Annotated in this window: 17 protein-coding genes and 1 tRNA gene; 7 read left to right on the top strand and 11 right to left on the bottom strand. The window is 55.6% G+C overall.

The window, feature by feature from the left end:
* Window positions 1-24 precede the first annotated feature (24 nt).
* The 8 genes from OHL23_RS24275 to OHL23_RS24240 all read right to left on the bottom strand — a co-directional run bounded on the left by OHL23_RS24275 (window position 25) and on the right by OHL23_RS24240 (window position 13865).
* Window positions 25-3501, bottom strand: a complete 3477-nt coding sequence (locus OHL23_RS24275; RefSeq protein WP_263354620.1) for a carboxypeptidase-like regulatory domain-containing protein — start codon at window positions 3499-3501, stop codon at window positions 25-27.
* 187 nt (window positions 3502-3688) lie between these two features.
* Window positions 3689-4444: a response regulator transcription factor gene (locus OHL23_RS24270; RefSeq protein ID WP_263354619.1), complete on the bottom strand. Its 756-nt coding sequence runs from the start codon at window positions 4442-4444 to the stop codon at window positions 3689-3691.
* A 1-nt stretch (window position 4445) separates the two neighbouring features.
* Window positions 4446-5921 (bottom strand): sensor histidine kinase, encoded by a 1476-nt coding sequence (locus OHL23_RS24265; protein ID WP_263354618.1) that lies wholly within the window; start codon window positions 5919-5921, stop codon window positions 4446-4448.
* Between the two features lie 229 nt (window positions 5922-6150).
* On the bottom strand, window positions 6151-7869 hold the full coding sequence (kdpA, locus tag OHL23_RS24260) for a potassium-transporting ATPase subunit KdpA (protein ID WP_263354617.1): 1719 nt from the start codon (window positions 7867-7869) through the stop codon (window positions 6151-6153).
* Window positions 7870-8061: 192 nt separating this feature from the next.
* Window positions 8062-8772: an MgtC/SapB family protein gene (locus OHL23_RS24255; protein ID WP_263354616.1), complete on the bottom strand. Its 711-nt coding sequence runs from the start codon at window positions 8770-8772 to the stop codon at window positions 8062-8064.
* A 76-nt stretch (window positions 8773-8848) separates the two neighbouring features.
* Entirely contained in the window at window positions 8849-12463 is a 3615-nt protein-coding gene (locus OHL23_RS24250; RefSeq protein WP_263354615.1) for a TonB-dependent receptor, read from the bottom strand.
* A 297-nt stretch (window positions 12464-12760) separates the two neighbouring features.
* Window positions 12761-12934, bottom strand: coding sequence for a hypothetical protein (locus OHL23_RS24245; protein ID WP_263354614.1), 174 nt, complete (start codon window positions 12932-12934; stop codon window positions 12761-12763).
* A gap of 490 nt (window positions 12935-13424) precedes the next feature.
* Window positions 13425-13865, bottom strand: a complete 441-nt coding sequence (locus OHL23_RS24240) for a MarR family winged helix-turn-helix transcriptional regulator (protein ID WP_263354613.1) — start codon at window positions 13863-13865, stop codon at window positions 13425-13427.
* 107 nt (window positions 13866-13972) lie between these two features.
* On the opposite strand from OHL23_RS24240, the gene OHL23_RS24235 reads away from it, so the two are divergent.
* The 3 genes from OHL23_RS24235 to OHL23_RS24225 all read left to right on the top strand — a co-directional run bounded on the left by OHL23_RS24235 (window position 13973) and on the right by OHL23_RS24225 (window position 16812).
* Window positions 13973-14857: a methyltransferase domain-containing protein gene (locus OHL23_RS24235; RefSeq protein ID WP_263354612.1), complete on the top strand. Its 885-nt coding sequence runs from the start codon at window positions 13973-13975 to the stop codon at window positions 14855-14857.
* Window positions 14858-14934: 77 nt separating this feature from the next.
* Window positions 14935-15783 carry an N-acyl homoserine lactonase family protein gene (locus OHL23_RS24230; protein WP_263354611.1) on the top strand — a complete coding sequence of 283 codons (849 nt, stop codon included), beginning with the start codon at window positions 14935-14937 and terminating at the stop codon, window positions 15781-15783.
* A gap of 33 nt (window positions 15784-15816) precedes the next feature.
* Window positions 15817-16812 (top strand): diacylglycerol/lipid kinase family protein, encoded by a 996-nt coding sequence (locus OHL23_RS24225; RefSeq protein WP_263354610.1) that lies wholly within the window; start codon window positions 15817-15819, stop codon window positions 16810-16812.
* A gap of 57 nt (window positions 16813-16869) precedes the next feature.
* Here OHL23_RS24225 and OHL23_RS24220 read toward each other — a convergent pair whose 3' ends face one another.
* On the bottom strand, window positions 16870-18348 hold the full coding sequence (locus tag OHL23_RS24220; RefSeq protein WP_263354609.1) for a serine hydrolase: 1479 nt from the start codon (window positions 18346-18348) through the stop codon (window positions 16870-16872).
* 89 nt (window positions 18349-18437) lie between these two features.
* Complete coding sequence (gene ispG, locus OHL23_RS24215; protein WP_263354608.1) at window positions 18438-19703, bottom strand: flavodoxin-dependent (E)-4-hydroxy-3-methylbut-2-enyl-diphosphate synthase; 1266 nt, start codon at window positions 19701-19703, stop codon at window positions 18438-18440.
* On the opposite strand from ispG, the gene OHL23_RS24210 reads away from it, so the two are divergent.
* From OHL23_RS24210 to OHL23_RS24195, 4 genes are all read left to right on the top strand, one after another.
* Window positions 19702-19839 carry a hypothetical protein gene (locus OHL23_RS24210; protein WP_263354607.1) on the top strand — a complete coding sequence of 46 codons (138 nt, stop codon included), beginning with the start codon at window positions 19702-19704 and terminating at the stop codon, window positions 19837-19839. The two genes, ispG and OHL23_RS24210, sit on opposite strands and share 2 nt — an antisense overlap.
* Window positions 19840-20051: 212 nt before the next feature.
* Window positions 20052-20990 (top strand): tetratricopeptide repeat protein, encoded by a 939-nt coding sequence (locus tag OHL23_RS24205; RefSeq protein WP_263354606.1) that lies wholly within the window; start codon window positions 20052-20054, stop codon window positions 20988-20990.
* Between the two features lie 350 nt (window positions 20991-21340).
* Window positions 21341-22297 (top strand): lysozyme inhibitor LprI family protein, encoded by a 957-nt coding sequence (locus tag OHL23_RS24200; RefSeq protein ID WP_263354605.1) that lies wholly within the window; start codon window positions 21341-21343, stop codon window positions 22295-22297.
* Window positions 22298-22556: 259 nt separating this feature from the next.
* Window positions 22557-22633, top strand: a tRNA-Arg gene (locus OHL23_RS24195).
* Between the two features lie 487 nt (window positions 22634-23120).
* Here OHL23_RS24195 and OHL23_RS24190 read toward each other — a convergent pair.
* Window positions 23121-25562: an ABC transporter permease gene (locus OHL23_RS24190; RefSeq protein WP_263354604.1), complete on the bottom strand. Its 2442-nt coding sequence runs from the start codon at window positions 25560-25562 to the stop codon at window positions 23121-23123.
* Between the last annotated feature and the right edge of the window lie 545 nt (window positions 25563-26107).

The raw sequence follows: 26107 nt of genomic DNA, 5'->3' as shown, positions 1-26107 counted from the left end.
TGGTACATTTGCGCCAACGATACGCTAGAATTCAACCCTGAGTGCAGCCTGGCCCGTGCGGTTGCCCGCATTTTCCGTCGTTTGCGCGGCCGTAAGTACACCAAACGCTCCCGGATTGTTGATGTTTGTAGGAGGGGGCGCAAAGTTGGTATGGTTCAGCACGTTGGTGAAAGTAGATTCGAAACGTATGCGCCATTTCTCCCTATCAATGAGGATTTTGGCCAGGCCTCCACTGACAGCGATAGTTCCAGGCGCTTCAAGACTTCCAACACCAGCATTGCCGATCCGCCCCGCCCCAGGAGGAGTGTGCGCGAAGGCTGCAATGTTGAAGTAATCGCTTGTCGAACGATGAGCAGGAATCGGGTTGCCAACTCTGTCTGGGCGAACAATCGATCCATCCCCCGCTGGGTCTGTGTTGGTCTGGTCATAGGTGACGCTGTCGGTCGGGGTCAGATACGGCCCGGTTTCGAGCAACGTGATCGTATTCACATTCCAATTGCCAAGGATCGCGTTCATCACCGGAGAGCTGTTCATCCATTGCCGCCCCTTGCCAAAGGGAAGCTCGTACGTTCCGGTGACAAGCGCGCGCTGGCGCCGAGTTCCTTCGACGTTGCCTCGGTTGGCATGGATATCAAAGTGGTTGAGGACCGCAAGTCCATAGTTGGTCTCACCCACGAATGCGGTGGGCGCATCACCCTGGGCATCGCTGATGTTATGCGCCCATGTGTAGTTCGCCTGGTATGACAATCCCCTCGACAGTCTGTGTGTCGCCTCCAGTTCCACTGCCTGATAGTTATTCCCTCCCAGGTTTGCGGTGTTAAAAATCACACCCCAGTTCGGGAACGGGATCGGGTTAGGGTTGGGCAGCGGAGCCTCTACAGTCGTTGGCGCTTGTTGATTCAGGTTTTCCGTCACATTCAGGCGATAGGAGTTCATCCCCACATAACTCACGCGCACCGACGTAGAGGGAGTTAATTCGCGCTCAATCGTAACGTTCCACTGTGCCGATTGGGCATCGCGATAGTTCGGAGAAGTAGCTTGCTCCAGTTCGCCGCCGCCAAACTGAAATCCGGCGCCGGGAGGGGCAACTTGCGGAAAGCTGAATTGCGGAGTATGCACCATTCCCAGAGCCGGACTTGAGGCGCTGGGGTTGTTCAGCCAGGTATTGACGGATGCCTCCGGGTTGCTTTCGTTGTTATTCTGGAGTTGACCGAGCGCGGTTACTGTAAAGATACCGAATCCTGCGCGGATGACCGTCTTATTGTCCCTGAATGGGCGGTAGGCAAAACTTATGCGCGGATCGAAGTTGCGGAGATAAGTCTGGCGAAGCCCCGCTGGCAGGTGATCCTGGCCATTGCTCACGACCGGGGTGCAGGTCGATGCATTGTAATTGGGATTGATACCAGCTAATCCGCAAGCGTTGAACGAAGCCAGGAAGTCCGGTGCCGGCTTGAGACCATTCAACAGGATATTGTTGACAACGATTGCACCCTGCCCATCGGCTCCAGGGCCGCTGTAGTTGGGGTCAAAATTCGCCTGGATGCCGTTCTTATCGACAAACGGAGGAAGCAATTCCCAGCGCAGACCGAAGTTCACGGTAAGGCGATCGTTCACCTGCCACTCGTCCTGCCCGTAAATACCCGTCTGAGCGCCGCCTGCATTGTCTCTCGGTCCGGTTACTGCAAAGTAAGCGGTGTTAGGCGAGCCAAGCAGCAGGTCACCGAACGAGCTGTTGGTAAATGTATTTTGGTTGAAAGTGAAGAGGCCGTAGTCGTCCGAGGGCGTTTCAATCTCGGGCACCTCAAAGCGAACCCAGCGCACGTCCACGCCGGCGCGAAAGGTGTGCTTGCCCCTCGTGTAATTGATGTTGTCGGCAAGCTCCTTCGTCGTGGAGACCGTTGGTCCCACGTGGTCTCTGCCGATGGGAGTGAAGTTGGTTCCATCGGTAAAGTTGATGGTGGGAAAGCCTTCGTCGGTAGGATGGTTGGAAACATTCACGCCCTGCGCTCCGCCCAACTGAACACCCAGGCCAGAGAGGGCTTGAGCACCTTCGATGGGAAAGTTCGGCGCCAAGGTAGTATCTGTGAAGCCAAAGCGGAACTCATTGACCAACCGCGAACTGATCACATAATTGTGAGAGATCAGGAAGCTGCGGTCGTGCTCGCTGTCCACATCGTTGGGCAACAATGGATTCACTACGTTGACCAACAGGTTCTTCCAGTTGAAGCGAGCATAGACCTGTTGCTTTGAGTTAATCACCTGATCGATACGACCATCTATGCCGTTTGTCCGAGATGGAATCGGAACCAGCGTCTGGTAATTGACAGCGCCCGCGGTCGTGGTGGGCAGGTTCGGAAGAGGATAGTAGGTGTTCAACAGCGTTTTGGCAAACTGGCTGATGCTTTGCTGCGGAATGGTGTTATTCGCATAGGCCTGTCCTGTGTAGGGATCGATCAGCGGAACCGGGTTTCCGTTGGATGTCGGAAAGGTCGTCAGCAAGTCGTTCAGATTTCCCATTCTGTCGAGTGCGCTTGGGACTGTGTACTGCTCGGCCAGGGACGTGTTTCTGCGGTTGCCCTCATAGTCCACGAAGAAGAAAGTCCGGTTGTGACCGTTGTAAACGAACGGAACCGACAAAGGCCCGCCGAAGCTGCCGCCAAAGGTATTGAACTGCTTCGGCGCCTTCTCCGAGAAGTTGTACACGCGCGCATCGAGCACATTGTTCTGCAGATATTCGAAGGCCGAGCCGTGAAATGCGTTTGTTCCGGCCTTGGTGGTAAAGGTCACGTCTCCTACCTGAGCGAACTCGGCGTTGTTATTGAAAGCCGTGACCTTGAGTTCGGCGATGCCCTCGGAGGAAGGATAGGGATTGGCTCCCGCGGCGCTGTTGAACACATTGACCGTCGAGATGCCATCCACCGAGAAGCCCACCATGTTGGCTGTAGCCGCGCCCACGGCGACGTTGCCCTGGTTGTCGGTCTGCACATTGGCCGATGTCGTCAAAGCGGCCAAAGGACTCGTGGTCGACGCGCGAAAGTTGAGCGGCAACTCTCCAATCTGAGCTGTGTCCTTCGAGTCGCCCAGCGACGCATTTTCCGTATTGATTTGATTGGAGGTTGTCGTCACCTCAACTGTCGTTGCCTGCTCGGCAATTTTCATTGTCAAGGTGACGCGAAGATCCTGTCTGGACGCCAAAGTAATACCGGACACGACCGTCTCGGCAAATCCGTCGTGTAGAGCCAGGATGCGGTAAGTGCCCGCAAGAACGTTCTCGATCAGATAATCTCCAGCCGCATCGGTCCTGACCTCCCGATCGGTATTTTGATCCATGCTGTGCAGCGTAATCTGCGTGTCTGGCACGACAGCGCCGGAATTATCCTGCGCGGTTCCTCGAATGCTCCCAAACGTGGACTGAGCATGAGAAGAGGCTGCGAACGCTGCGACGAACAATAGCGCTGCCAACCCTCTCTTGACAGTGACACAAAGCTTAAACGCGATCATTTTTCCTATACTCCATGCGCGATTTGAATAAAGCAGCGCGCAACTTGAGCATAGGAAAAGATCAGTGAATGAGGCATATGCGCAGGATGCGAATACTATGCAAAATACATAATGGAACCGTAATGCAGAGAATAAATGGAATGGACAATCCGATCGATCGGTCGACGGGAAGCATGCGTTGAGAGTGTCATTCCTCAGGTTCTGCGAAGGAATAATCCTGCGCGCCGACCAAGCGATCCTCATTCGCTGGATTGCGGAAGCGGTAACCGATCCTCTGCTCCGTCAGGATATATTCCGGTTTAGCGGGATCGGATTCGATCTTCTTTCTCAATGCCTTGATATAGCTTCGCAGATAATGAGATTCGTTGCCGTAATCAGGCCCCCAAATGGTGCGCAACAGAGTCGAAGTCGCCACAGTACGATCCTGATTCTTCATCAGTAGAGCTAATAACTCAAACTCTTTAGGGGTGAGATGGATCGCCTTGCCCGCACGCCACACTGAGTGTCCAGAGACATCCATCTCCAGGTCGCCACCCTTGAGCACCGCGGGTTCGTCTTCGGTAACGGCCTGCATGCGGCGATAAATGGCATTGAGGCGAGCAATCAGTTCGCTTAGCCCGAATGGCTTGGTTAGATAATCATCCGCGCCTGCGTCGAGCGCTGCGACGCGGTCCTGCTCCTCATTACGAACCGAGAGAACGACGATGCCGATGGCGGGAGCGAGAGAGCGGATCATTTTGCAGGTTGTCAGACCGCCCATCCCGGGCATATTCAGATCCAGCAGGACAAACTGAAAAGGAGAACGAGCAAGAATATCCACGGCATCCCCGCCACTCGAAGCTTCCTCTACGCTGTGCCCGCTGGCCGCAAGAGACCTGCTCAGCGTCTTGCGAAATATAGGCTCGTCATCGACTATCAGTATGTTCCAAGTGGACAGAGCCATCTCAGCGTTCCTTCGATGCTACGGGTATAGTGATGCGGAAGATCGATTGATCTTCCTTCGAGTCTTCCAGAACCAGATTTCCTCCGTGCGCCAGCGCAATCTTGCGAGCGATATCCAGGCCAAGTCCCGTGCCAGGAGTGGCTTCGTGCGAGCGCTTTCCGCGGTAGAAGCGGTCGAATATCTTCGAATGCTCTTCTAGAGGAACCTGGCTGCGGCTCCGGACGCGAATGGCAAGTGTATCTCCCAACGCACCTGTGCTCACTTCCACCGTGGAACCAGATGGCGAATACTTGCATGCGTTCTCGATCAATTGTTCCAATGCCAGACGTAGAAGTTCTGGATCCGCTGGCACTCCCGCGAGATCGACGCAACCGTTTTCAACACATTCTCTTTGATCGACAAACGAGAGCCTGTGATCGACAAACTGTTGAGACTTCAAGCTGAGTTCCTCGGCAATGAGCTCTGGAACGTCCACAAGCTGCAAACGCGGCCGCAATTCTTCCTGATCCAGAGTGGCTGTGCGTAAAAGGCGTGTAGTCAGGCTGCCAAGACGGGATGTCTCCGCCTCGATCACATCCACGAATTCCGCTTGATCCGGTGTAAGCCTATCTGTCATGCGCAGTCCGCCCGTAGCGGCAAGAACGGTGGCGAGAGGTGTTTTGACAGCATGAGCAAGCGCGTCGAGTAACATGATGCGTAGGCTCTGGGCCCGTTCGTCTGCCGCAGCCTGCGAGGCATCGTGATAAGCCTGGACCCTTCGCAGCATCGTAGTTTCGAGCTTGGATAGCGAATCTGGCGTGAACTCATCCGAGTCGGGCCATTCGAAACCCATAGTTCCTGCATCGGCACCTGTCACGCGCAGGCAACGAATGGAGATCCTGCAAAGGGAATCGTCACTGTCCTCGCCAGTAAGGTGGCCCATGCGTGTCCGCGCCTCGAGATCGTATCGGGGGTCGCCCACGATAAAGAAAGCAGCGGTCTTATGCTCAAACAGGCAGATGGCTCGCAATGAGAAAACGTCGCGAAAGAGTGTAAGCAGATGCGGCGGATCGATCTCCTCAGGCTTGAGCGCAAGCAATTGTTGCGCCAATTCATAAAGCCTCTTCAACTCCTTTCGCTGGAGATCGGAAAGTATTTTTTCCCGACGGACTCGTGTCACCTGAAACGTAATACCCAGACTTGTCGCCAGAAATGTTGCCAGCGCCAGCATGTTAAGCGGATCGGACACTCGCAGGGAAAGTATCGGCGGCGCAAAGAAATAATCGAGGCACGCAACGGCCACGACGGAATTCACTGTCGCCGAGATCATGTCTCCAAATGACGACAGCAGCACCAAAACAATCAGACAGAGAAATCCCGCCGTTGCCAGATTCAGATGAAAAAGATAGCCAGTGTAGGTAAGCGCTCCCAGAGCAAGGATACCAACAGCACTGTACGCGAAAACCTGTCGAACCTTTGCAACTCTCACTTGTTTCATCGGTAAGCCTTTGCCCGTCCGCTATACAGACAGTTGAGCAATTGGCCAAGACCTTGCCGCTTCAGACGGCACACAGCGCTGAATCCTCTGCCTCTATCAGACTACGCGGAAGCGCATGAACGTTTCGTGCAATTTCCATAAGAAATCCATATCGGACCGACGAAGAGGCTAGTACCGGGCCGAAGCCAGCATGGCGCCAACTTCGCATCTCTTTGTACGAAACAATTTTCTAGATTTTGAAGAGGAAGTGTTCCAGCACTGGACCGAGCGTCAATGCAGGGAAGTAGCTCAGTGCCGTGAAAATGAGAATGAAGACCGTTAGCAGGATGCCGAAAGGGAGCGAATCGGTGGGCAGCGTCCCACGGGATCGAGCTCTTGCTGGTTGTTGTGCGAAGAGGCCCGCAAAAATGAGCGCGGGAACTGCCAGGCCAAATCGGCCTGCCATCATAGCGATTGCGGTCATGATGTTGTAGAAGGGGGTATTGGCGCTGAGGCCGCCGAAGGTCTGGCCGTTGTTGCCAAAACAGGAAGCGAAAGCGAAGAATATCTCAGTGAGCCCATGCGGGCCGCTATTCGTCGCAAGGCCAGCGAGTCCGGCATTCGTCGAGATTGCAATCGCAGTCAGAATCAGAATTGTTACAGGTCCCGAGAGCGCATATAACACAATCATCTTGTTTTCGCTCGGCCCAATCTGTTTGCCCAGGTACTCGGGAGTGCGGCCAATCATAAGCCCTGCGAGAAACACGGCGATCGCCGCCGTCATAATCATGCCAAGGAGTCCAGTGCCGAGGCCTCCAAAGATCACCTCGCCCAACAGAAGATTCACCAACAAAACCAGACCGCCTAGCGATGAGAAGCTGTCATCTGCAGCATTCGACGAACCAGTTGCGCCGTTGGATGTAACGGTGCCGGCGAGCACTGTGCCTCCGAGCCCAAATCGCACTTCCTTACCTTCCATGTTGCCGCAGGATGGATGTTGACTCGATCGAGAGTCAATTCCGTGAATAAGAGGGCTCGCACTCTGCTCGCTGAGATGCAAGGCAATCAGTCCACCGGTGAAGAGTAGGAGCATCACCCAGTAAATCAGCCATCCTTGGCGTAAATGGCGCACCATACGACCAAACGTGTTCGTCAAAGCCGCAGGTAGCAGAATGATGGATAGCAATTCAAGGAAATTCGTCAGGGGCGTGGGGTTCTCATATGGGTGAGCGCCGTTGGCATTGAAAAATCCCCCGCCATTTGTGCCTAGGTTTTTGATCAGTTCCAGTGCCGCGACCGGCCCCTGCGGGATAATCTGCTGTCTTCCTTCCAGAGTGGTGGCAATCTCGTAATGGTGGAAGTTCATGGGGACGCCCTGCCAGACAAGGACCAGCGATCCCAGAAATGCACCGGGCAGCAGAATCCAGAGCAGGCTTCGAGTCAGGTCGACCCAGAAATTTCCGAGTGTCGCGCGAGACTCCCGCGCAAGTCCTCGTAGAAAAGCAATGCCTACGGCCAAACCTGCCGCTCCGGCAAGGAAATTCTGCGTGCACAGTCCTGCCATTTGACTGAAGTAGCTCATGGTGCTTTCGCCCGCATAAGCTTGCCAGGTCGTGGTGGTAGAAAAACTGATCGCCGTATTGAAGGAGAGATCCGGAGAGAGTGGCGTCGTTTGATAGTCCGGAAAAAACCAGGGAAGAAAGCGTTGGTATCTGAGGATGGCGTAGAGGAAGAGTGTGCAGATCAGACTGAAGACAACAAAGCAGATTGCGTATTGCCTGGCATCCATCTCTATCGATGGATCGACTCCCGTAAGCTGATATATCCATCGTTCTATTGGAATGCATAAGCGATCGGGAAAAGTCCTCTCCCGAGAGAAGACTCGATACATGTAACCTCCCAGAGGCTTCACGCAAGCGGTGACGATCACCACAAAGAGCAGATATTGGACTACGCTAAAGAAATTCATTACGATGCAGTTTGAAATCCTTCGCCAATCGCAAGCCTAGAACAGTCTTTCATAATGCATATAAAGAATCTGTAGGGCACTTCGAAAAGGGGTCTCATATAAGCATCAAGGACTCGCGCTTTTTCGTGTCTATAGAAGAAGGCTCTGAGTCGGGAAAGATTTTCATCTGGACCACCCACGTGGCGACATTGGCTACTCCATCGTTGACTCGACGATGGACCAGCTTAAAGTGGAAACATCGTCCTCCATAGAGAGACGCATGACAACTTGTTCCACTGCCTCATTATTCCGGCCGGCCGTGGTCAATTCTGCTCGAATATGCGTCTGATCGTTGTCCTCGTCCTGTTCTCCATGGATGGACTGTAATCGAACCGGTAACTGACTGATCGTTGAGAGCAGTAACGCACGAATGTGTGGAGAGACCGAGAGACGGCAGACGAGCCGAATCTCATAGCGTGTCTCCGCTGGGGTTGCCTCAGGCAGCACTGGGTTAAGACGGTAAGCCAATGGGCGAAGCACCATGTTCGTGAAGAGAACTGTGGCGACGAGCACCAGGGCCAGGTTCAACGCACCAAGCCCGCAGAGCGCGCCGATAGCAGCGGAGCACCATAAGGTCGCAGCGGTGTTCAATCCGCGCACATTGGTGCCGTCCTTGAAGATGACGCCTGCCCCGAGAAACCCTACTCCCGAGACAACGTAGGAGACGATGCGACCCTGCGCGGACGGATCAGCGGCCAGCAGAAGCCCGCACATCACAAACGCCGCAGCGCCGGCAGCTACCAGCGCATTGGTGCGTGTGCCAGCCATCCGCTGCCGCCATTGGCGCTCCAAGCCGACCGTGGCCCCCATGAGGACGGCTGCCAGCAAGTGCAAGCTGAAGGGAATGGTGTCGATCCCGAACATCGTGCCCGCCTTTTCCCGAGAGTTTAAGAAAAGAGGAGGCGCCTGGCACCTCCCCCGCAATGCTGGAGTAGGACCGCTAGAAGCGGAACTTTGCCGCGATTTGCCCGATGCGTGGATCTGCCGCCTTTGTGACGTAGCCAAAGGTGCCTGGAATCGTCAGTGTAGATTTATCGCCGATGTTGCCGTCCACGGAGCTGGCTCCATAGAACTGTGCGTGGTTGAAGATGTTAAACATTTCCAGTCGCAACTCCAGCGACCGGCCTTCGGTAATTGGAGTTACCTTGTGCAGAGCCACATCGTAATTGTCGATGCCAGGCCCGTAGAACATGCGGCGCTTCGAGTTTCCTTGTGTGCCGAGCGGGTTCGGGGTGAACGCTGCAATGTTGAAGACTGGTTTGCCGTTGCGCGGATTGTGGTTGATCTTATACCCGCTTCCATCATAGTTGGGCATGTCGATGCTGGTCGCGTTTACGCCATTGTTCTGTACCTGAACGAGGTAGTTGTCGCTTGAGGTGGCAAATGTGACCGGCAATCCAGTAGCAAAGCGTGTGACGCCGGAAAGCGCCCAACCCTTCGTATAAAGATTGGAATGAAGGAAGCGGGGTACGGGCAACTCGTAGTTGTAGCTGACCACGAAGTCATGCTTCATATCGAAGGCCGAGATTCCATCGAGCGCGTTGTAGTTGTACGGATCGACTTGTTCCTGGATGCTGGAGGTCTGATCGTAGGATTTGGAGTAAGTGTAGCTTGCGAGCACGGACAATGGACCGGTGGTGTGCTTCAGCGTTACTTCGAGCGCGTTGTAGTGCGAATTGCCCATGTTGTCATAGTAGGCATCCGAGCCGATCTGGTTGGGAAAGGGGCTGCGCGTGCCGTTAACTACGGTTCCGTTCGCACGTGTGAAGACAAGGTTCTCCTCAAAGGGACCGCAGGTGGGTGAGCCGGGCGCAACCTCCGAGGTTTGACTGAGACTCAAGCACAGCGCGGGATTGCCTGGATTCGCACTGCGGACCGTCAGGAGGTGACGTCCCAGGGAACCGATATAGCCCACGCTCAGGATGTTATCAGCGCCGATCTGCCGCTCGATGGTCAGGTTATATTGCATCGCGTAGCTGGTCTTGTTCTTGTAATAAACGCTGCCGGCTCCACCGATTGGGTAATAGCGGCTCCAGTTAACGGAGTTATCCGGATTCGTCGGTGAGACATTGTAGGATGGCACGTTGACCGGAAACTGCTGGACATATTGCGTACCGCTAAGAGCGCCTACGAACGGCGTCGCCATCACAGGCGATTCCGGGCTGGTGTAGGTCAGGCCATACGGCGGATTACCGGTTGGATAGGCTACGGTGAGTCCCTGCGGCGAGGAGAAGAAGCGTCCGCCACCAAGGCGGATGCTGGTTTTACCGGGACCTCCGGTGAGTTTTCTCACGAAACCATCGGTCGCCGAAGGCGAGTACGCCAGACCAAATCGCGGCGAGAAGTTGTCCAACGGCGTAGGAGCGATGCCGGTTGGAACATGGCCGCCGCCTGGGAGCGGGTCACCGGGCACAACATAGCCAAGCGGCGCGCCAGGGAAGGTTGCGGACTGCACGCCCAGGATAAGAGTGGTGGTCTGATGATACTTCTCGGCCCACGGAGTGACGTAATCCCAACGCACGCCGTAGTTCAGGGTCAGGTTGGGACGGATGCGGTAGCTGTCCTCTGCGAAGAGATCGCCGTCTGCGGCGGACTCATAGAAAGTAGGCGACGATTGCTGGGAATAGAAGTCGGGCAGTCCGAGGAGGAAATCGGCAAAGTCATTGCCGGTCGTCTGATTACCGGATGCGAAGAAGGAAAAGGTTCCGTTTGCGACGAGGTTTGGATTCTGCTTGACCTTATACCAGATGTAACGTCCGCCGAATTTGAAGTTATGGTCGCCGAGCGTGCGGGAGACCGCATCGTAGAGATCGTAGGTGCTGTTCACCTGCGCCAGTGAGAATGGATTGGTTCCGACTGAGAAGGCATTGAAGAACAGTCCCTCGACACCGGCCTGTGCGGGGTAGCCCTGCACGATACCTTCGCCACCCGCCTGAATTCCCTGGTCCGCGAGGGTAACACCGACACCGCCCTTGGGTTCGCCGATCTTGTTGTCCAGGCGTAAGAGGCCAAGGCGCGCCTCGTTCACCGTATTCACGCCAAAAGGACGGATATTGCTGAAGATCAACGACTGATCCACACCATAGGAGAGCGCATCGTAAGCGAAGCCATTGCCAGGCAGTGTGGCGCCGCCCAATCCGCTGGGATAGGGGTTGTCGAGGCTATAGCTATCGTTGAAGTAGTAGATAGACGAGTTGCCATAGCGCCCGGAGTTGAAATCCACGCGGCCGGAGGCCTTGTTGTCATAGATGGTGTAATTGTAGGCCCCGGTCGAGAACTGATCCGAGCTGATATTCGGCTCGGGGATGTACTGAAGCATGTGCTGGGCGGGCGTGGCCCACGCTTGGTGGGGAATGACGCCCGAGGGAAACACCTGCGAAAACTTTTCCCCCACGGATACCGGTGCGCCAAGGCGCTGGCTCAAGACCTGTGCGAGATAGGGGCCGTTGACGGTGCCGGTAAAGACCGAGCCGTCGGAACTGAAGATCCCCTGCCGATTTGTCATCGAAGGTACATTAACGTCGCCAGTCACGATGCCCTGGATATACCGCTGTCCCTGATAGTCGGCGAAGAAGAAGATCTTATCCTTAAGGATCGGACCTCCGAACGTGCCGCCGTACTGATTCTGATGGAAGGCCGCGCGCTGTGGGGAGAAGTAGTTGCGCGCGTCGAGGTTTGTGTTACGGAAGAACTCAAAGATGTTGCCATGAAAGGCGTTTGTACCGGACTTGGTAACCACGTTGATGATGCCGCCGGTGAAGCTCCCATATTCTGCATCTACAGTGCTGGAAAGAATTCGAAACTCGGCGATGGAGTCGAGATTCGGAATGATACCGGCCTGTTGACCAATCGCTTCCTGCACGCTGGCGCCATTGAGATAAAAGGCGTTGTCCGACTCGCGTTGGCCATGAATGGAAAACTGTCCGGTGTTCGCTTCGCCAGCTGCGGGCAGTGTCCCGAAACCGCCGCCGGAACTCGTATTGCCAGCGCCGCTTGTCGTTACCGGAGCAACGCCTGCCTGGACGGCCAGCAGGTCTGTGTAGCTGCGGCCATTGAGCGGAATATCAGTAACCTGCTTGCTTTCGATCGTTTGGCCGATCTGTGTATCCGCGGTTTCAACCTCCGCTGTATTCTCGTCAACGACGACGGTCTGATTTGTCTGTGCCACCTGTAAGACAACATTGACGGTGAGGGCGGTGTTGACATCAATCTTCAGGCCGGTCGACTGCCGATATGAATTGAAGCCACTGGCGGTAACATCCAACACATACTCACCCACGGGAACAACGGCAAAAGCAAAGTTTCCGTCGGCACCGGAGGCCGTACTCTGCTTGACCCCGGTTGCGGGGTTGGTAAGAACGAGTTGGCTGTTGGGAATGACCGCGCCGCTGGAGTCGGTTACAGCGCCTGTGATCCGGCCGGCAGTCTGTGCGTAGAGCGAGAGGGGAGTAAGAAGAATAAGAGCGATGAGGACGGGCAGGATTGGGGTGCGGCGTGGTTGTGGGAAGTCGTGTGCTTCTTTCAGCGTGGCGAGTAGTTTAACAAAGAGCAACATCAAGGTCTCCGTGACGTAGGGACACACGTCGAGTGTGCTGTGCGAAGCCGCTATGCGGCGCGCCAGTTGGCCTTTCACCCGCATGTGCATTCAAGCGGGCACTCGATTGGAACGAAGCTCCGTAGAGGAGCGGAAAAGGTTATAAGAACAGGGCTTGCGAGTTAGCTGCGAGCGGATCGCTTGATTCGATCATGACTTACTAAGTAGATTCGCAAGATCGTTCGTGAGATTTGGCGTTCTGACGCCGCATTGCAGCGCCACCAGCAGGTTTCATGGAAGTCTCAATCTGGAGCTCCATCAGGCGCACAGAGGAATCCTCTCGGCATCTTCCGTAGCGGATGTGGTGAGAACCGATTGCGAGGTCTTCGGCAGGCTCCAAACACAGATAAGGGGCTTCTTTGTATCGCTCGTCGCCACCCAGGTACAAGACAGACAAAAGGTCTTTGGAGTCAATTGCAGTTTATTCTTCATGGTTCCTCCTCGTCGAGTCCACGCACGAGCACACCATCGGACGCGTGCAGACGCGATCCGGCGACAGATTTGGTCGATGGACTTGGGGTTCGGGAGGGTGAGTCAGGCTTCGAACACCAGCGGCTCACGCGCTCAATTCAACGGTCGAATGCCGTGAAGAGCGGTGAGGCACCGTCTATAGCCAAGCTAGAGATGGTTTCCAGATCGCTCATCGTGGCACAGTATAGAACTCCGGGTACTCGGAGGTTCTTGTGCGGAGTCGATGCTCATATTTCTCCTGCAGAGAAGTGAACTCTCTGCTCTTTCTTTGTACTATACCCCCATAGGGTACGGTCAAGGCGATATACCGAATTTTACGAAAACAAAACAGAATTGCTGCTGATAGATATGGAAAACCAGCTAAATCAGTGCGCTTTTGCTTTGCTCGATAATCCGGCGGGCATTTTGGGGTTGCAGGTCGTTGCCATTGCCTAAGTCAAGTTAAGCGGTGCTAGTCTTCTTCGCCCAGGATATTGCTTATTCGCACCATTGTTGCCGTTTGCTCTGCGGTGAGCCGGGACAGGAGATTTCGCCGGACCGATTCTGCGTGTATCGGCCGCGCGGCTTCGAGTTTCTCCCGGCCGAGTCCGGTTAGTGCTACGAGAACGGAATTTCTGTCGGCGTAGCGGCGCTCAATCAGGCCACGCTCCTTCATGCGCGTGAGTTGGTGAGAGAGACGGCTCTTGTCCCAACCCATCAACATGGCCAACGACTGTTGGCGTATCTCGCCTTTGCAAGGGCCAGCCAGGCGCGTCAAGACTCCAAATTCAGACCCGGAGAGACCGGTTGCCGCCGCGATGTCACGTCCGACCCGACCCAGAACATCTTCACCCATCAGCATGAAGGCATGCCAGACACGAAGTTCGCGAGGAGACAAGAGTTTGGTCGTCATTTGAGCAAAAGAATATCAATATCAGGTTGACATGACAACCTGTCTGAACATATTTTGGTTGACATGACAACCAAAAGGAGCCAAACATCGCACTGAGACGAATAGGAATGACGACCAGAGATTTGCGACACTTCCTTATCGAGTTGGAGGCGGATCGGTCTCTCCTGGAGCCAGATCAATTTCGACGGCGCATGGACGCGCTTGACGATCTTGAAACTCTGTTTGGAGGCCTCGACTTACCGGCGTTCGGGAATAATTCGTTTCCCGCGCTGACTCATCGCCGTGCGAACGTAATTCGGAATCAGCTCGAAGGGGTTAACTCTGATATTTACAGGTCCATCCGCTTTGAGCTCATGCGCGGCGCCCGGCCTGAGATACTCTTTCGATGGTTTCAAACTTCGGCATCTTGTGATGGCGCGACATGCCCAACTCCCGGCTTGGCCTATGACTACCAGGATGAATTGCTGAGCGGAATTCTCCAACTTCGTGAGCCGGAGAAATCGCATATCTATCCGGGGCCCGAGATGATGTTTTATCAGCCCACGCCTGTCCGTCACATTCTCCGGCTACTATCTGCCAGCGCTCTCTCTGAAACCGATATACTTGTCGATCTTGGATCTGGATTGGGTCATGTGCCGCTGCTTGCTTCCATACTTACAGGGGCTCGAAGCTTTGGAATCGAGGTGGAAGGCTCTTACGTTGCAAGTGCCCGGGAATGCGCCCAGAACCTTTGCCTGAGCCGCGTCCAGTTCGTCGAACAAGACGCGCAGGCAGCAGACCTATCGAAAGGCACGGTGTTCTACCTATATTCGCCATTTACCGGTTCCATCCTGACCAATGTGCTGGATAAATTGCGCAACGAGAGCGCAGCCAGACCAATCAGAATATGCACGCTCGGTCCCTGCGCATCGATCGTCGCGAAGGAGCCATGGCTCAAAGCGAGCACATTGCCAGACGGGGAGAAGATCACCCTGTTTCAGAGATCTTTCTGAATTCAGCGGTGGTTTCAGTGCGTTATGCTGTCCTGAACGCTGTTTTCGATGTCGAACTTTCCGGGGGCTGGATGCGGATGAGGAAGCGACTGCTGATTGCGATGGCCCTTATTGCGCTGCCTGGGCTCGGCGACGTGCTTTCTGCCGCGCCCGCAACGCCTGAATACTCCATTCAGGCCATTCGCTATGCTACTTCGCCGGATGCGCCGGTGTCGGAGCTGGTTGTCGGCGGTCCTAAGGATGAAAAGGTCGACGTCGCCTGCGTGGTATGGCTGATTCGCGGCGGCGGGCGCACGATTCTATTCGACAGCGGCTATCACCGGGATACGTTTCTCAAGTATTTTCCGGACAAGGACTATCTTCGTCCGGACGAAGCCGTGAAGACTGCGGGAGTGCAGCCGGATCAGGTTACGGATGTAGTTATCAGTCACGCGCACTGGGATCACATGGGTGGAATCGATCTCTTTCCCAATGCGCAGGTGTGGATTCAGAAGGACGAGTACCGCTATTACACGATGGATGCATGGCAGCTGGGCGGGGACCACGGAGGTATCGATCCGGAAGATGTGAAGCAGCTGGTGCTGTTGAATACCAAAGGCAGGATTCATCTGATTGATGGCGATGACGTGGAAATCTTTCCCGGCATTCGAGCTTATACCGGAGCACGGCACACCTATGCCTCGCAGTATCTTCGAGTAGATGGTCATCCGCCCTATGTGCTTGCTTCCGACAATGTCTATCTCTATCGGAATCTATCCTCTCACCTTGCCAGCGCGACGTTCAGCGATGCCGATCATGCCGCGAATATCGCTGCGCAAACGCGGATGATCGAACTGGCCGGATCGCCGGACCGCGTGGTGCCAGGGCATGACGCGCTGCAATTTCAGAAGTTCCCTACTGAGGGACGAGTCGCAAGAATCAAGTAGTACGGGGCGCCATTGTCATCGAGAGCAGAGGAAGTGAGAACGAGCATCGATACGGCTTCCCGGCCGGGGCATGGAATGCGCCGCGTCGCATTGATTTACAACCCCGCCTCGGGACAGATTTCCAACCATAGCGCTGCCCGTATCAAGAGTGCGCTCGCGGTGCTGCATGCTGCTGGCATTGATGCCGAGGCGATGCAAACGACCGCTCCCGGCACTGCGGCGGCGCTGGTTCGGGAGTCCATTCGCCTGGGGTGCGATACGATCCTGGCCTGTGGCGGCGACGGCACGGTGCATGAAGTCTTACAGACACTGGCGGGCGGGCCGACGGCGCTAGGAGTGGTGCCACTGGGTACGGCAAATGCACTGGCCGCTGATCTGGGCTTGCCGCTGTCCCCGGCCAAGGCGATGCAAAAACTGCTCACGGCGACCAGAGTGAGGATTCCGGTGGGCCGCATTCATTATCTGGATAATGAAGGGGTTGAGCGCTCGCGCTTTTTCACGGTCGCCGCTGGAATCGGCGCGGACGCGCTCCTGATGTCGCGCCTGGACGCCAAGCTCAAGCGGCGTTTTGGCTACGCTCTCTATGCCGTGGAAGGATTGCGCATCCTGGCGACGCACTCCTTTCCCTTATTCCGCGCGACGTTTGTCGAGCGCGATGGGTGCGAGCCTCGCGTGGAAGAGACTTCCCAGCTTCTGGCAGTTCGAATCCGCAACTTCGGCGGCATGCTGCATCACCTGGTTCCTGGCGCCACGTTGCGCAACGGGACGCTGCGCCTTGTGGCTTTCAAGACGCGGAACCGATTTGATTACATGCGATTCTTGGCGGCGGTCCTATTGAAACGTCATACATTCTCAAAGAATATCGAGCTGCTGGATGCTCTTTCGGTGGAGTGCCATGATTGCGAAGGCTTGCCGGGATGTGTCTTTGCGGAGGCAGACGGAGAACTGTTGGGCAATCTGCCGGTAAGACTGGAGATTGTGCCGGATGCTCTGACCCTGCTGGTTCCGAATCGAGCTCGGCGCGGATGACGTTGGCAGCCGTACTCTCGTTAACCGCCAGGTTCTCCGCAAGCTATGCCAGTGCACCTATTTCCTGATCGCTTTGTTGTCATGGCCGCCCTGATGCAGGATCAGGCTCGTGACTCTGCCTTGATCGCTGACGAATTCTACCTCGGCATCGACTTGAGTCAGGAAGAATCTAGTTGGCGATTCCGCGTAAAGCTGGAACTTTGGTTGGCCGGTAGCCTGCACAGCGAGCTTGCCGTTCTCCACGGAAACGGCGAGGGAGAATTGCGGCGACATCTCGTAGGTGCCTGCGTAAGTGGCGAGGATACTAGCGTCGACAGGCACTACGGTTCGGGTGATGGGCCGATAGTCGGGCCAGTTGTATTCGACGGCGATGCTACGCATAACTTCGTCGGCTAGCGCGGAGCCTCGCTGCGCGTTGGTCATCACAACTGCGCCTTCGCTGCCGTCTTCATAGCAGACAAACAAAGACTCGAAGCCCTCGTTGACGCCGCCGTGGGAGAAATAGGGCTTCGATGGCGAGCCGCCAATCTGGAGGCCGAGTCCCCAGTTTCCCATGCCCGGAGTCAGCATTTCGCGGGTTATGGCCTGGGAGAGCACTGCGTTGGATTTACCGTGCAACGAGTTCACGACCTCGATCGCATAACGCGCCAGGTCGGTCGGCATGGTCCAGAGGCCCGCCGCTGCCATTTCCGGATAGGTATGCGCGCCGCCGGGGATGGGCTTGCCCAGTGCGTCGTAGGGGGTGGCGGCAAGCGGTTTGCGTTCGTCCGGCAGTGGTTGCTCATAGGTGCTGTGGGTCATTCCGAGAGGACCCAGAACCGTGTCATGCATGAACTTCGGAAAAGGTTGGTGCGTAGACTCAACCAGCATCTCCTGCATGATCGTGTAACCGCCACCGGAGTAGTTCCACTTTGAGCCGGGCTCTGCTTCGATGCGAATCGCGGGCGTGTTGGCGGGTTTCACGCCATTGAGGACTTCGATCAGCTTAGGAACCTGCTCGCCTTCGGCGTATCCGGGAAAGCCATGGACGGTAGTGCCGCCAGTATGCGTCAGCAACTCGCGAAGAGTGACCGGCTTGCTGTTCGCTGCCGGAGAGTCGGGGAGCTTCCAGGTTTTTAGCACTGAGTTTATGTCCACATCGAGCGAGAACTTGCGCTGCTGTACGAGATGGAGCGCGGCCATGGCTGCGAGAGGCTTGCTGATCGAGCCGGCCTGAAAGATGGTCTCAGCGTTAACTGGCGGCCCGCCGATGGTTGCCTCGCCGAAGCCCCGCACCCAGTCGATGTCGCCGTTGTGAATCACGGCGATGCTAACGCCCGGCACATGCATTTCCTTCATTCGTTCGGCGAGCGTGTGCGTCTGGTTGGGTTCGTCTTTGACGACGACTGCTGGGAGCAGGCCGGATAGGACATGCTGGATGTGCTGCTGGACCTCAGCCGGAAGTGCCGGTGCTTGCGGCGTCTGGGCGGGAAGAAGGGAAGCAGTCGAGCACGCAAGCGCAAGAATCGCGAGGTACTTCCGAGATAAGTGCAGCACTTTTCCCTCCATCGACAAGCAAGATTCTGGTCACACTGATGCTAACCCAGAATCTCACCGCGATGGATATTCGTAAGTCCCCTGCGAGTCTAGACGACTTCCACCAGTTCTTCGCTCTTTGCGCCCTGGCCGTAGTGGCTGGCAACGTAGTTGTCGAGGATCTGCTGGAATTCCTGGACGATGTTGTCGCCGCGGAGGGTGGTCGAGAGCTTGCCGTCGATGTAGACCGGTGCGACGGGGTCCTCGAAGGTGCCAGGGAGACTGATACCGAGGTTGGCGTGTTTGGATTCGCCGGGGCCGTTGACGATGCAGCCCATGACGGCCAGCTTCAGTTCTTCAACGCCGGGGTAGTGCTTGCGCCATTCGGGCATGGAGGTGCGGAGATAGCCCTGAATCTGCTCGGCGAGTTCCTGGAAGTACGTGCTGGTGGTGCGTCCGCAGCCGGGGCAGCTGGTGACCTGCGGCATGAAGCTGCGAATCGAAAGCGATTGCAGGATTTGCTGGGCGACGTGAACTTCTTCGGTGCGGTCGCCGCCGGGAGCCGGGGTCAGGCTGACGCGGATGGTGTCTCCGATGCCGGCCAGCAGCAGCGGCGCGAGGCCGGCTGCCGAGGCGACGATGCCTTTGGCGCCCATGCCGGCTTCGGTGAGGCCGAGGTGCAGCGCGTAGTCGCAACGGGCTGCGAGGCTGGTGTAAACGTCGATCAGGTCGCGGACGCCAGAGACTTTGGCGGAGAGAATAATCTGGTCGCGGCGCAGGCCGTAGCGCTCGGCGGCGGCGGCGTTGTCGAGCGCGGAGACGACCATTGCCTCCATCATCACGTCGCGCGCCGGGAGCGGGAACGCGAGCTTGCTGTTCTCATCCATCATGCGCGTGAGCAGGGCCTGGTCGAGCGAGCCCCAGTTGACGCCGATACGGACGGGTTTCTGGTGATTCACGGCGACCTCAACCATGGTGCGGAAGTTGTCGTCGTCGCGGCGGCCGATGGAGACATTGCCGGGATTGATGCGGTATTTCGAGAGCGCCTCAGCACAGGCAGGGAACTTCTTCAGCAGCAAATGGCCGTTGTAGTGGAAGTCGCCGACAATGGGCACGTAGATGCCGCGTTTGGCGAGTCCCTCGACGATGTGGGGCACGGCGGCGGCGGCATCGTCATTGTTGACGGTGACGCGCACGATCTCGGAGCCGGCGAGGGCCAGCGCCTGCACCTGATCGATCGTGGACTGGACATCCGCTGTGTCCGTATTGGTCATCGATTGCACGACGACCGGGGCTTCCCATCCTACTTTGACCGTGTTTGTCTGGCCTGAGCCGATCCTGACTGTAACTGACTTTCTGCGCTGGATATCCGCCATGACAACAGTTTACTCGCAACCCAGGGTCGGCGGAAATGGCGCGAAGCCGACCGGACAAGACCTGTTCTCGACCCATTGCGGAGACGTGGCCTGCAAATCCCGCAAAACAGACGGTTTGCGTGGAATGGCGCACTAGCGCGCGAATTTGTCAAGAATTATTTTGATTTCGGCCTTATTTTTTACGTCTCGGCATGCCTCCATCAAGCTGTGCCCGTGATCCAAGAAATTAGTTGGCACGTTTCCTGGCGCCGCGAAGTGCTCTGGAAGACCCGGCGTCGTCGTTATCGTTTGCAGAATCTTCATACATCGTCATCCAATACGGGAGGTTGGCTTTTGAAACGAGTTTTTATGCTTCTATTCTTATCCGCCATTTTTCCTCTGGCGATGCGGAGCCAGGAAGACATCCACCAGCAGTTCAGCCATGTGCTCCAGCTCGAACAGAAAGGACAATACGAACAGGCCATTCGCATTCTTGAGTCATTGATCGAAACGAACTCTCCCACTAGCGTTGAAGCCGGAAGGGCATGGACCCTTTTGGGTGCCGTATATGAAGCGGAGGGGCATTACCAACAGTCGCGAAACGCGTATGAAAAGGCGCTTCACCTGCTGGAGGGCGATACCCAGCATCTCCTCCAATACGCAAATGCGCTCGACAGTTTTGCCAGCCTGGACAGTATTACGCAGAATGCGGACACCGCAAACAAGCTATGGAAAAAGGCGCTCGAGATTTATAAGCAACTGGGCGACCATCGCGCCGTGGCGAAGGAATACACGTTTCTTGCAGGAATCGATTTTCAGAGAAAGCAGGTTGGATCGGCGAAGAAGCACCTGAAACAAGCGATTACGGAAGCTGCATTGATGAACAATCTAAGTGAAGACGACTCCGTTTTCCTTTCCGATACCCAAGCCTGGCTTGCCAGCATGGAAGGAAACAGCAAGACGGAACTCGCGGCGTACCAGCATTCTCTCGAACTTCGGAAGCATCACGGAGAGGATGCGCCTCTCACGGGTTGGAGCTATTTATTCGTAGGGAATGCCTATGCAAACAACAAAGAATGCCCGCAGGCGATGACCAACATACGACAAGGCATACAAATCCTGAATCGAACGGTGGGACAACAGAACCCGCAATATCTGGCCGGAGAAATTTACTACTCAAAAATCCTGGACCGGTGCGGAATGCATGAGGAGGCAACTCATCTCCAAGTGCAGGCCAGACAAAGCATGACCGACCTGTTCCAGCAACAATGCGTCAAATGCACGGTGAGCGTTGCGAGTCTGCGCTAAGTGCGCGGAAGGGAGCGTTCGGCAGTGTTGCGGATGCTCCTGTCGCATGAACTCGAGGACGATTCGGCGTCCTCGATGCGGATTCCTCGATGAATTAAAGCTGACTATATGGTTCCAGCGTGTGTGGAAGCCACTCCCCAACCAGACATAGTCCGAATATTTGAGGCTATTTCAAAGGCATCTAAGCGCTTCGGGCCGTGAATTGACCATATCCCTTGCTTCAGAAGCTCCTTAAACACAATTACATTCATTCGGTCATAATCCACGAACATACGCTTGCAATGTCAGGACAGGATATTCCATGTCAAGATCGCGAGTTTTCGTCTAAATTAGAACCGAAAGGTCATCGGATGCATTCCTTCCCAGGCTCGAAGCGCAGAAGCAAGGTTATCTCCTCGCTCTTTTTGATGGCTCTGCTTCTGGCAGTAGACGTAACTCTTCCAGGGAAGGCCGCAGCCCTGGATGCCGGCGGCAAGTCTCAGGATATGCCGGAAGCCGCTCCACCTCCGGCTGCTTTTCAGAATCCGATTCCCACCGATCAACTCGCGTTTCTGAACGAGTATTATGGCAAGTCCGCGAAAGATGTCGTCAGGGATAAGCGTTTCCGCAAACTGATGAAGGAGATGACTCCGCGGACGACATATCACTACGGACGCGACATGCCTCTTTCGGAAGCAAGCGGCGATGTGATGGATGGAGCGCCACTGCCCGTTGTAATCCACGATGGGCGCTACGTCATGATTGCTACGCACGGAGGGCCGTACCTCAGCGGTCGGGGATTCGTCTGGTTCGACATGCAGAAAGGGATTGCGCTTGGTGGAGTGTATTTCCATCCGGTCAATGGCGAGCCAACGCCCACGCTGGCAGTTTTTTCCCGACAACTCTATGAAACCTCTCTGAACATGAGTCAGCTTCCGCTCGCATTTGCGCAGGATTTGAGCGAATGGATTCAACATGCCGGTCTACGTTTTATTTCCCCGCGCTATTTCATCCCGGAAAACGGCAAGAAGTATGTATTAGTGCACGACGAAGACTACTGCGATCATCCGGCCAACGCGCCCGCGCCACCTCAGGACGCTTGCCAGCAATTGAATGCCGAGGCTGCGGAGGCGGACCTGAACGCCGCAGACTTCATGGCGCAGACCCATAATGCCGCAAACGCTACAGCGTGGATGCTCAGTCCGGCGCTGGTTTCCTGGATCGGATTCAGAAACCAGAGTTGCGGGGCAGGGCCGTACGGCGTTAATTGCCGGATTCGAATGACCCGGCAGCGTGCCCGGCTCATCCTCGTCCAACAGCGAAGGTAGCCCAAGCCCGTGCTGCCGGGTTGCCACAAACTAGAAGGTCACGGCGCCGGAACACGGTCGAAACTCCTTTGAAGCCTCTTTTAGACGAAGCCGTTGGCTCCGCTAACTTTGCGAATGTTAAGCTGGATATATCGAAGTTGTTCGGCTTTCGATTCGATCCGTTCCTCCTATGTACCTGATTGCGACGGGGATTCACCTGCGTGGTCTGTGGCGGATTGGGGCGTTAACGAGAAGCTTGTAAACTGAGTGTTGCGAACGGGGCCCTGTAGCTCAGCTGGATAGAGCAGCGGTTTCCTAAACCGGAGGTCGCAGGTTCAAATCCTGCCAGGGTCACCATAGAATCAATAATTTGCAAGATTTAGAAGCTCCCAAAAATCGATGGTGTCAATTTTGGTGTCGGTTTTGCTAATCTAGCCTCGGAGGGCTTCCTATGGCTGCCCAAAAAGGCTCCAGCCAAGGTGCCTGGGGGTACGAGCAAGAGCAGGGAAGTGGCCATCTGGTGGATTCGATACGAGGTCGAGGGTAAGCCTAAACGGGAGAAGGTCGGTCGGCGATCCGATGCCATCGCGCTATACCAAAAGCGAAAGGCTGATCAGCGCATCGGTGTCAAACTGCCCGACAATCTTTGTCACCGGGCGGTCAGCGTCGGTGAACTGGGACGCGAGGCAATTCAGTGACACAAGGATCATGCAAAGTGGAACCTCTATACATTCACCAACCGCATGGCACTCATCATCCGCGAGCTTGGCAGCTGGCCGGCTGATTCCGTTATCAGCCAGTAACCCTTAAATATGCAAGTTCGAGTAAGTTCTGCCAAGGCAAATCATTCACATCGTAGCGCGGTCATAGGATCGACTCCCGAGGCGCGCTTGGCCGGAAGCAGGCAGGCCACCGCAGCCACGGCGAGCAGTAAAGAAGAAGCAGCCAGGAGAATGAGGGGGCTTGCCGAGGCATTCTCAACCCACTGAGCAATGAGACGGTTGAGAGCGAAGCTTAAACCAAGGCCTGCGAGAATGCCCAGGCCGACGCTGATTCCCGCGGATGCGAAGACGATTTTGAGCACATGCCACTTCTGTGCGCCAAGCGCCATGCGGATGCCGAATTCGTTGGTGCGCTGCACGACGGAGTACGAAACGACGCTGTAGAGACCAACGGCGGCCAGGAGAAGCGCGAGGACAGAAAACGCGCCGAAGAGGACCGAAACAAGGCGTCCCCTCGCAAATACCGGTTGATTTCTAATCCATGTTTCCAGTACGCCGTCGTCCCAGAGTGTGGCCTGCTGGTCGGGATTGACCCCGACAATGGTCTGCTTGACGCTGTGGAGGATGCTGCGCGGATCATTGCGGCTGCGCACCAGAATCTGGGTCCACATCCACATATTGACCGAATATGGGAGATAAATCGCTGGCTTTGCGGGCTTGTCCAGGCCATCATCGAGCGCGTCTGCGGTAACTCCAATGATTTGCAGCCAGCCGTCGCTGCCAGGCGCAACCAGTCTTTCCGAAGGTTCGCTCTTGAGCGATGGGATTTTAATCGCGCTGTTGAGAGGGTTGCTGTTGGAGAAGTAGTGCTTCACGAATGTTTCATTGACCACGGCCATTGGAGCGCCACGCTTGAGTTCCGTTTCTTCCCATAGCCTTCCCTGCCTGACCGGAATCGCCAAGGTGCTGAAGTAGCGTGAATCGACGAAGTTGACGCTAGCCTTCTGGTCTTCCCCTCCGGTCTTGCCCTGGAGTTCAAAGGGCTGGTTCCAACCACTATCCGGCGGGGTAGCGTTGGTTGAAATGCCGGTTGAAACGACATCCGGTAGGGTTGCAATCCTATCTCGGAGCTGGGTGAAGTAAGCTGACCGCTCTGCCCATGTGGCGAAGGTATGCTCATGAACCGGAATTCCAACCGACATGACATTGTGTGGGTTGTAGCCGAGATTTACATGCAGCATGCGCACGAACCCCTGGATCGCAATACCCGCGGCGGTTAGTAAAAGCAGCGTCAGGGCGATTTGACCGGCGATCAGAACCGAGTGGAGTCGTTTTCCTCCCACGCTACCAGCAACTTTTCGTGTACTGGATTGCATGACCTGACTGATTTCAGGACGCGCCAGCTGGAGCGCGGGAAAGAGTCCAAAGAGTATTCCTGTGATCAGGGCAAGTCCGACGCTGAACAACAGCACTGGCATGTGTATGTGGAAGTCGGCCTCGTTTGGGAAGGACCCTTCAGGCAGGCGGTCGACAATGAATCCCAGACTCCAGTAGGCGAGAAAAACGCCGAGACCCGCTCCTGTAATTGCCAGGATTAGCGATTCGGTGAGCAACTGACGAACAATCCGACCGCTGCTGGCTCCAACTGCGGCGCGAACGGCAAATTCATGTTGACGGGCCGTGCCCCGCGCCAGCAGCAGAATCGAAACGTTGCCGCAGCCAATCGCCAGTAACAATCCTACGGCGCCAAAGAGCAGATAGAGGGTTTTGCTGATTGTGTGCAGAACCCAGTGGCTCAGGTTTTGTATCTCAATTTTCTTGTAATCCTTTGGATAATGATCGGGTGTTTGCTTTCGGAATTCCTGGAAGTATGGCTCAAGCTCAGTCGCAGCGGTTTCCGGCTTCACTCCAGTCCTGAGCTTGATGAATGTTCCGTACTGTTCGGTATTTGAACCTGAAAGCTTCAGTGGAAGATAGACATCCGGACCAAGGAATCCGAAGTGAGGCGGCATCACGCCAATCACGGTGTAGGTTTTATGCACCATCTGTATGGTCTTGCCGACGACCGACCGGTCGCCGTTATAGTGACGCTTCCAGAACTTGTAGTTCAGCACGACGACTGGTTGTGGCTCCTGTCCGTCGGGATCGTCGGATGGCAGGAAGTACCGCCCCAGCATAGCGGGTACTCCCAGCATCTGAAACACGTTGCCGGTGAAATACATTGCCTGGACATCTTCCGGTACGTCGCTGCCAGTCACGGTCAGGTTCCACCCGTTGAAAGCCACGACGTATTCCAGTGATTTGGCCTTGACCAATTCCCGTGTCTGCGGGCCATTGAGTCCATAGCCCTGGCCCTCTCCAGACTTATCCAGTAGTGCAATATTGGCGATACGATCCGCTCCCTGGTAAGGCCAGGGATTCAAGAGCACGGAATAAATAAGGCTGAAGACGGAGACCGTGGCGCCGATGCCCAAGGCCAGAGAGAGAATCGCCGTCAGTGAAACTCCTGGATTCTTAAAGAGCTGCCGTAGTGAGTAACGCAAATCCTGAAGAAAAGTCGACATGACTACTCCTCGCAGTGCGACGCGGATGCAAACCATGATCGCATCGGATTGCTGCTGTGGCCAGATTCAATCGACATTTCAATGTCAAATAACGCGAAATTGCCTGAGCGCGAGACGTCAGTCCCAACTTCGCAGAGGATGGTCTGAGCCGTCATGGAACTAATGCCAGGCACGTTCGTCAGATCAACTCCGAAGATCCGATAGAGTTCGCGGCAAAGATCGAAGACACGTGGTTAGTGCCTTTGCCGTTGATAGGGGCTAATTCTAAAGTCAAGAGGAGGAAGAGAAGTTCGTCCAGTGAGGCGCATGAACGTGATTGATTCGAAAGCCTGCATTTGCGGGGAATTCGCGCCATTTGTGCCTCGGTGTGGCGCGGTGGAATAGGCCCATAACATAATCGCTGTCAAAATTGCTCCCTATGGCGTTCGGGCTTTCGCAGACTCAAAAATTCTCTGTGCCTGTTGTCCGGCGAGATGACAATCCCAAAACGCCGCAATTGCTGAGGAGCTCTTGCCATTACTACTGCGTTATACTCGTGCGGTAAG

Origin of the sequence: Acidicapsa acidisoli (assembly GCF_025685625.1) — a bacterium.
GTDB classification, from domain to species: domain Bacteria; phylum Acidobacteriota; class Terriglobia; order Terriglobales; family Acidobacteriaceae; genus Acidicapsa; species Acidicapsa acidisoli.
Note: the sequence above shows the minus strand (reverse complement) of the source record. Positions and strands in the feature narration are given on the sequence as shown.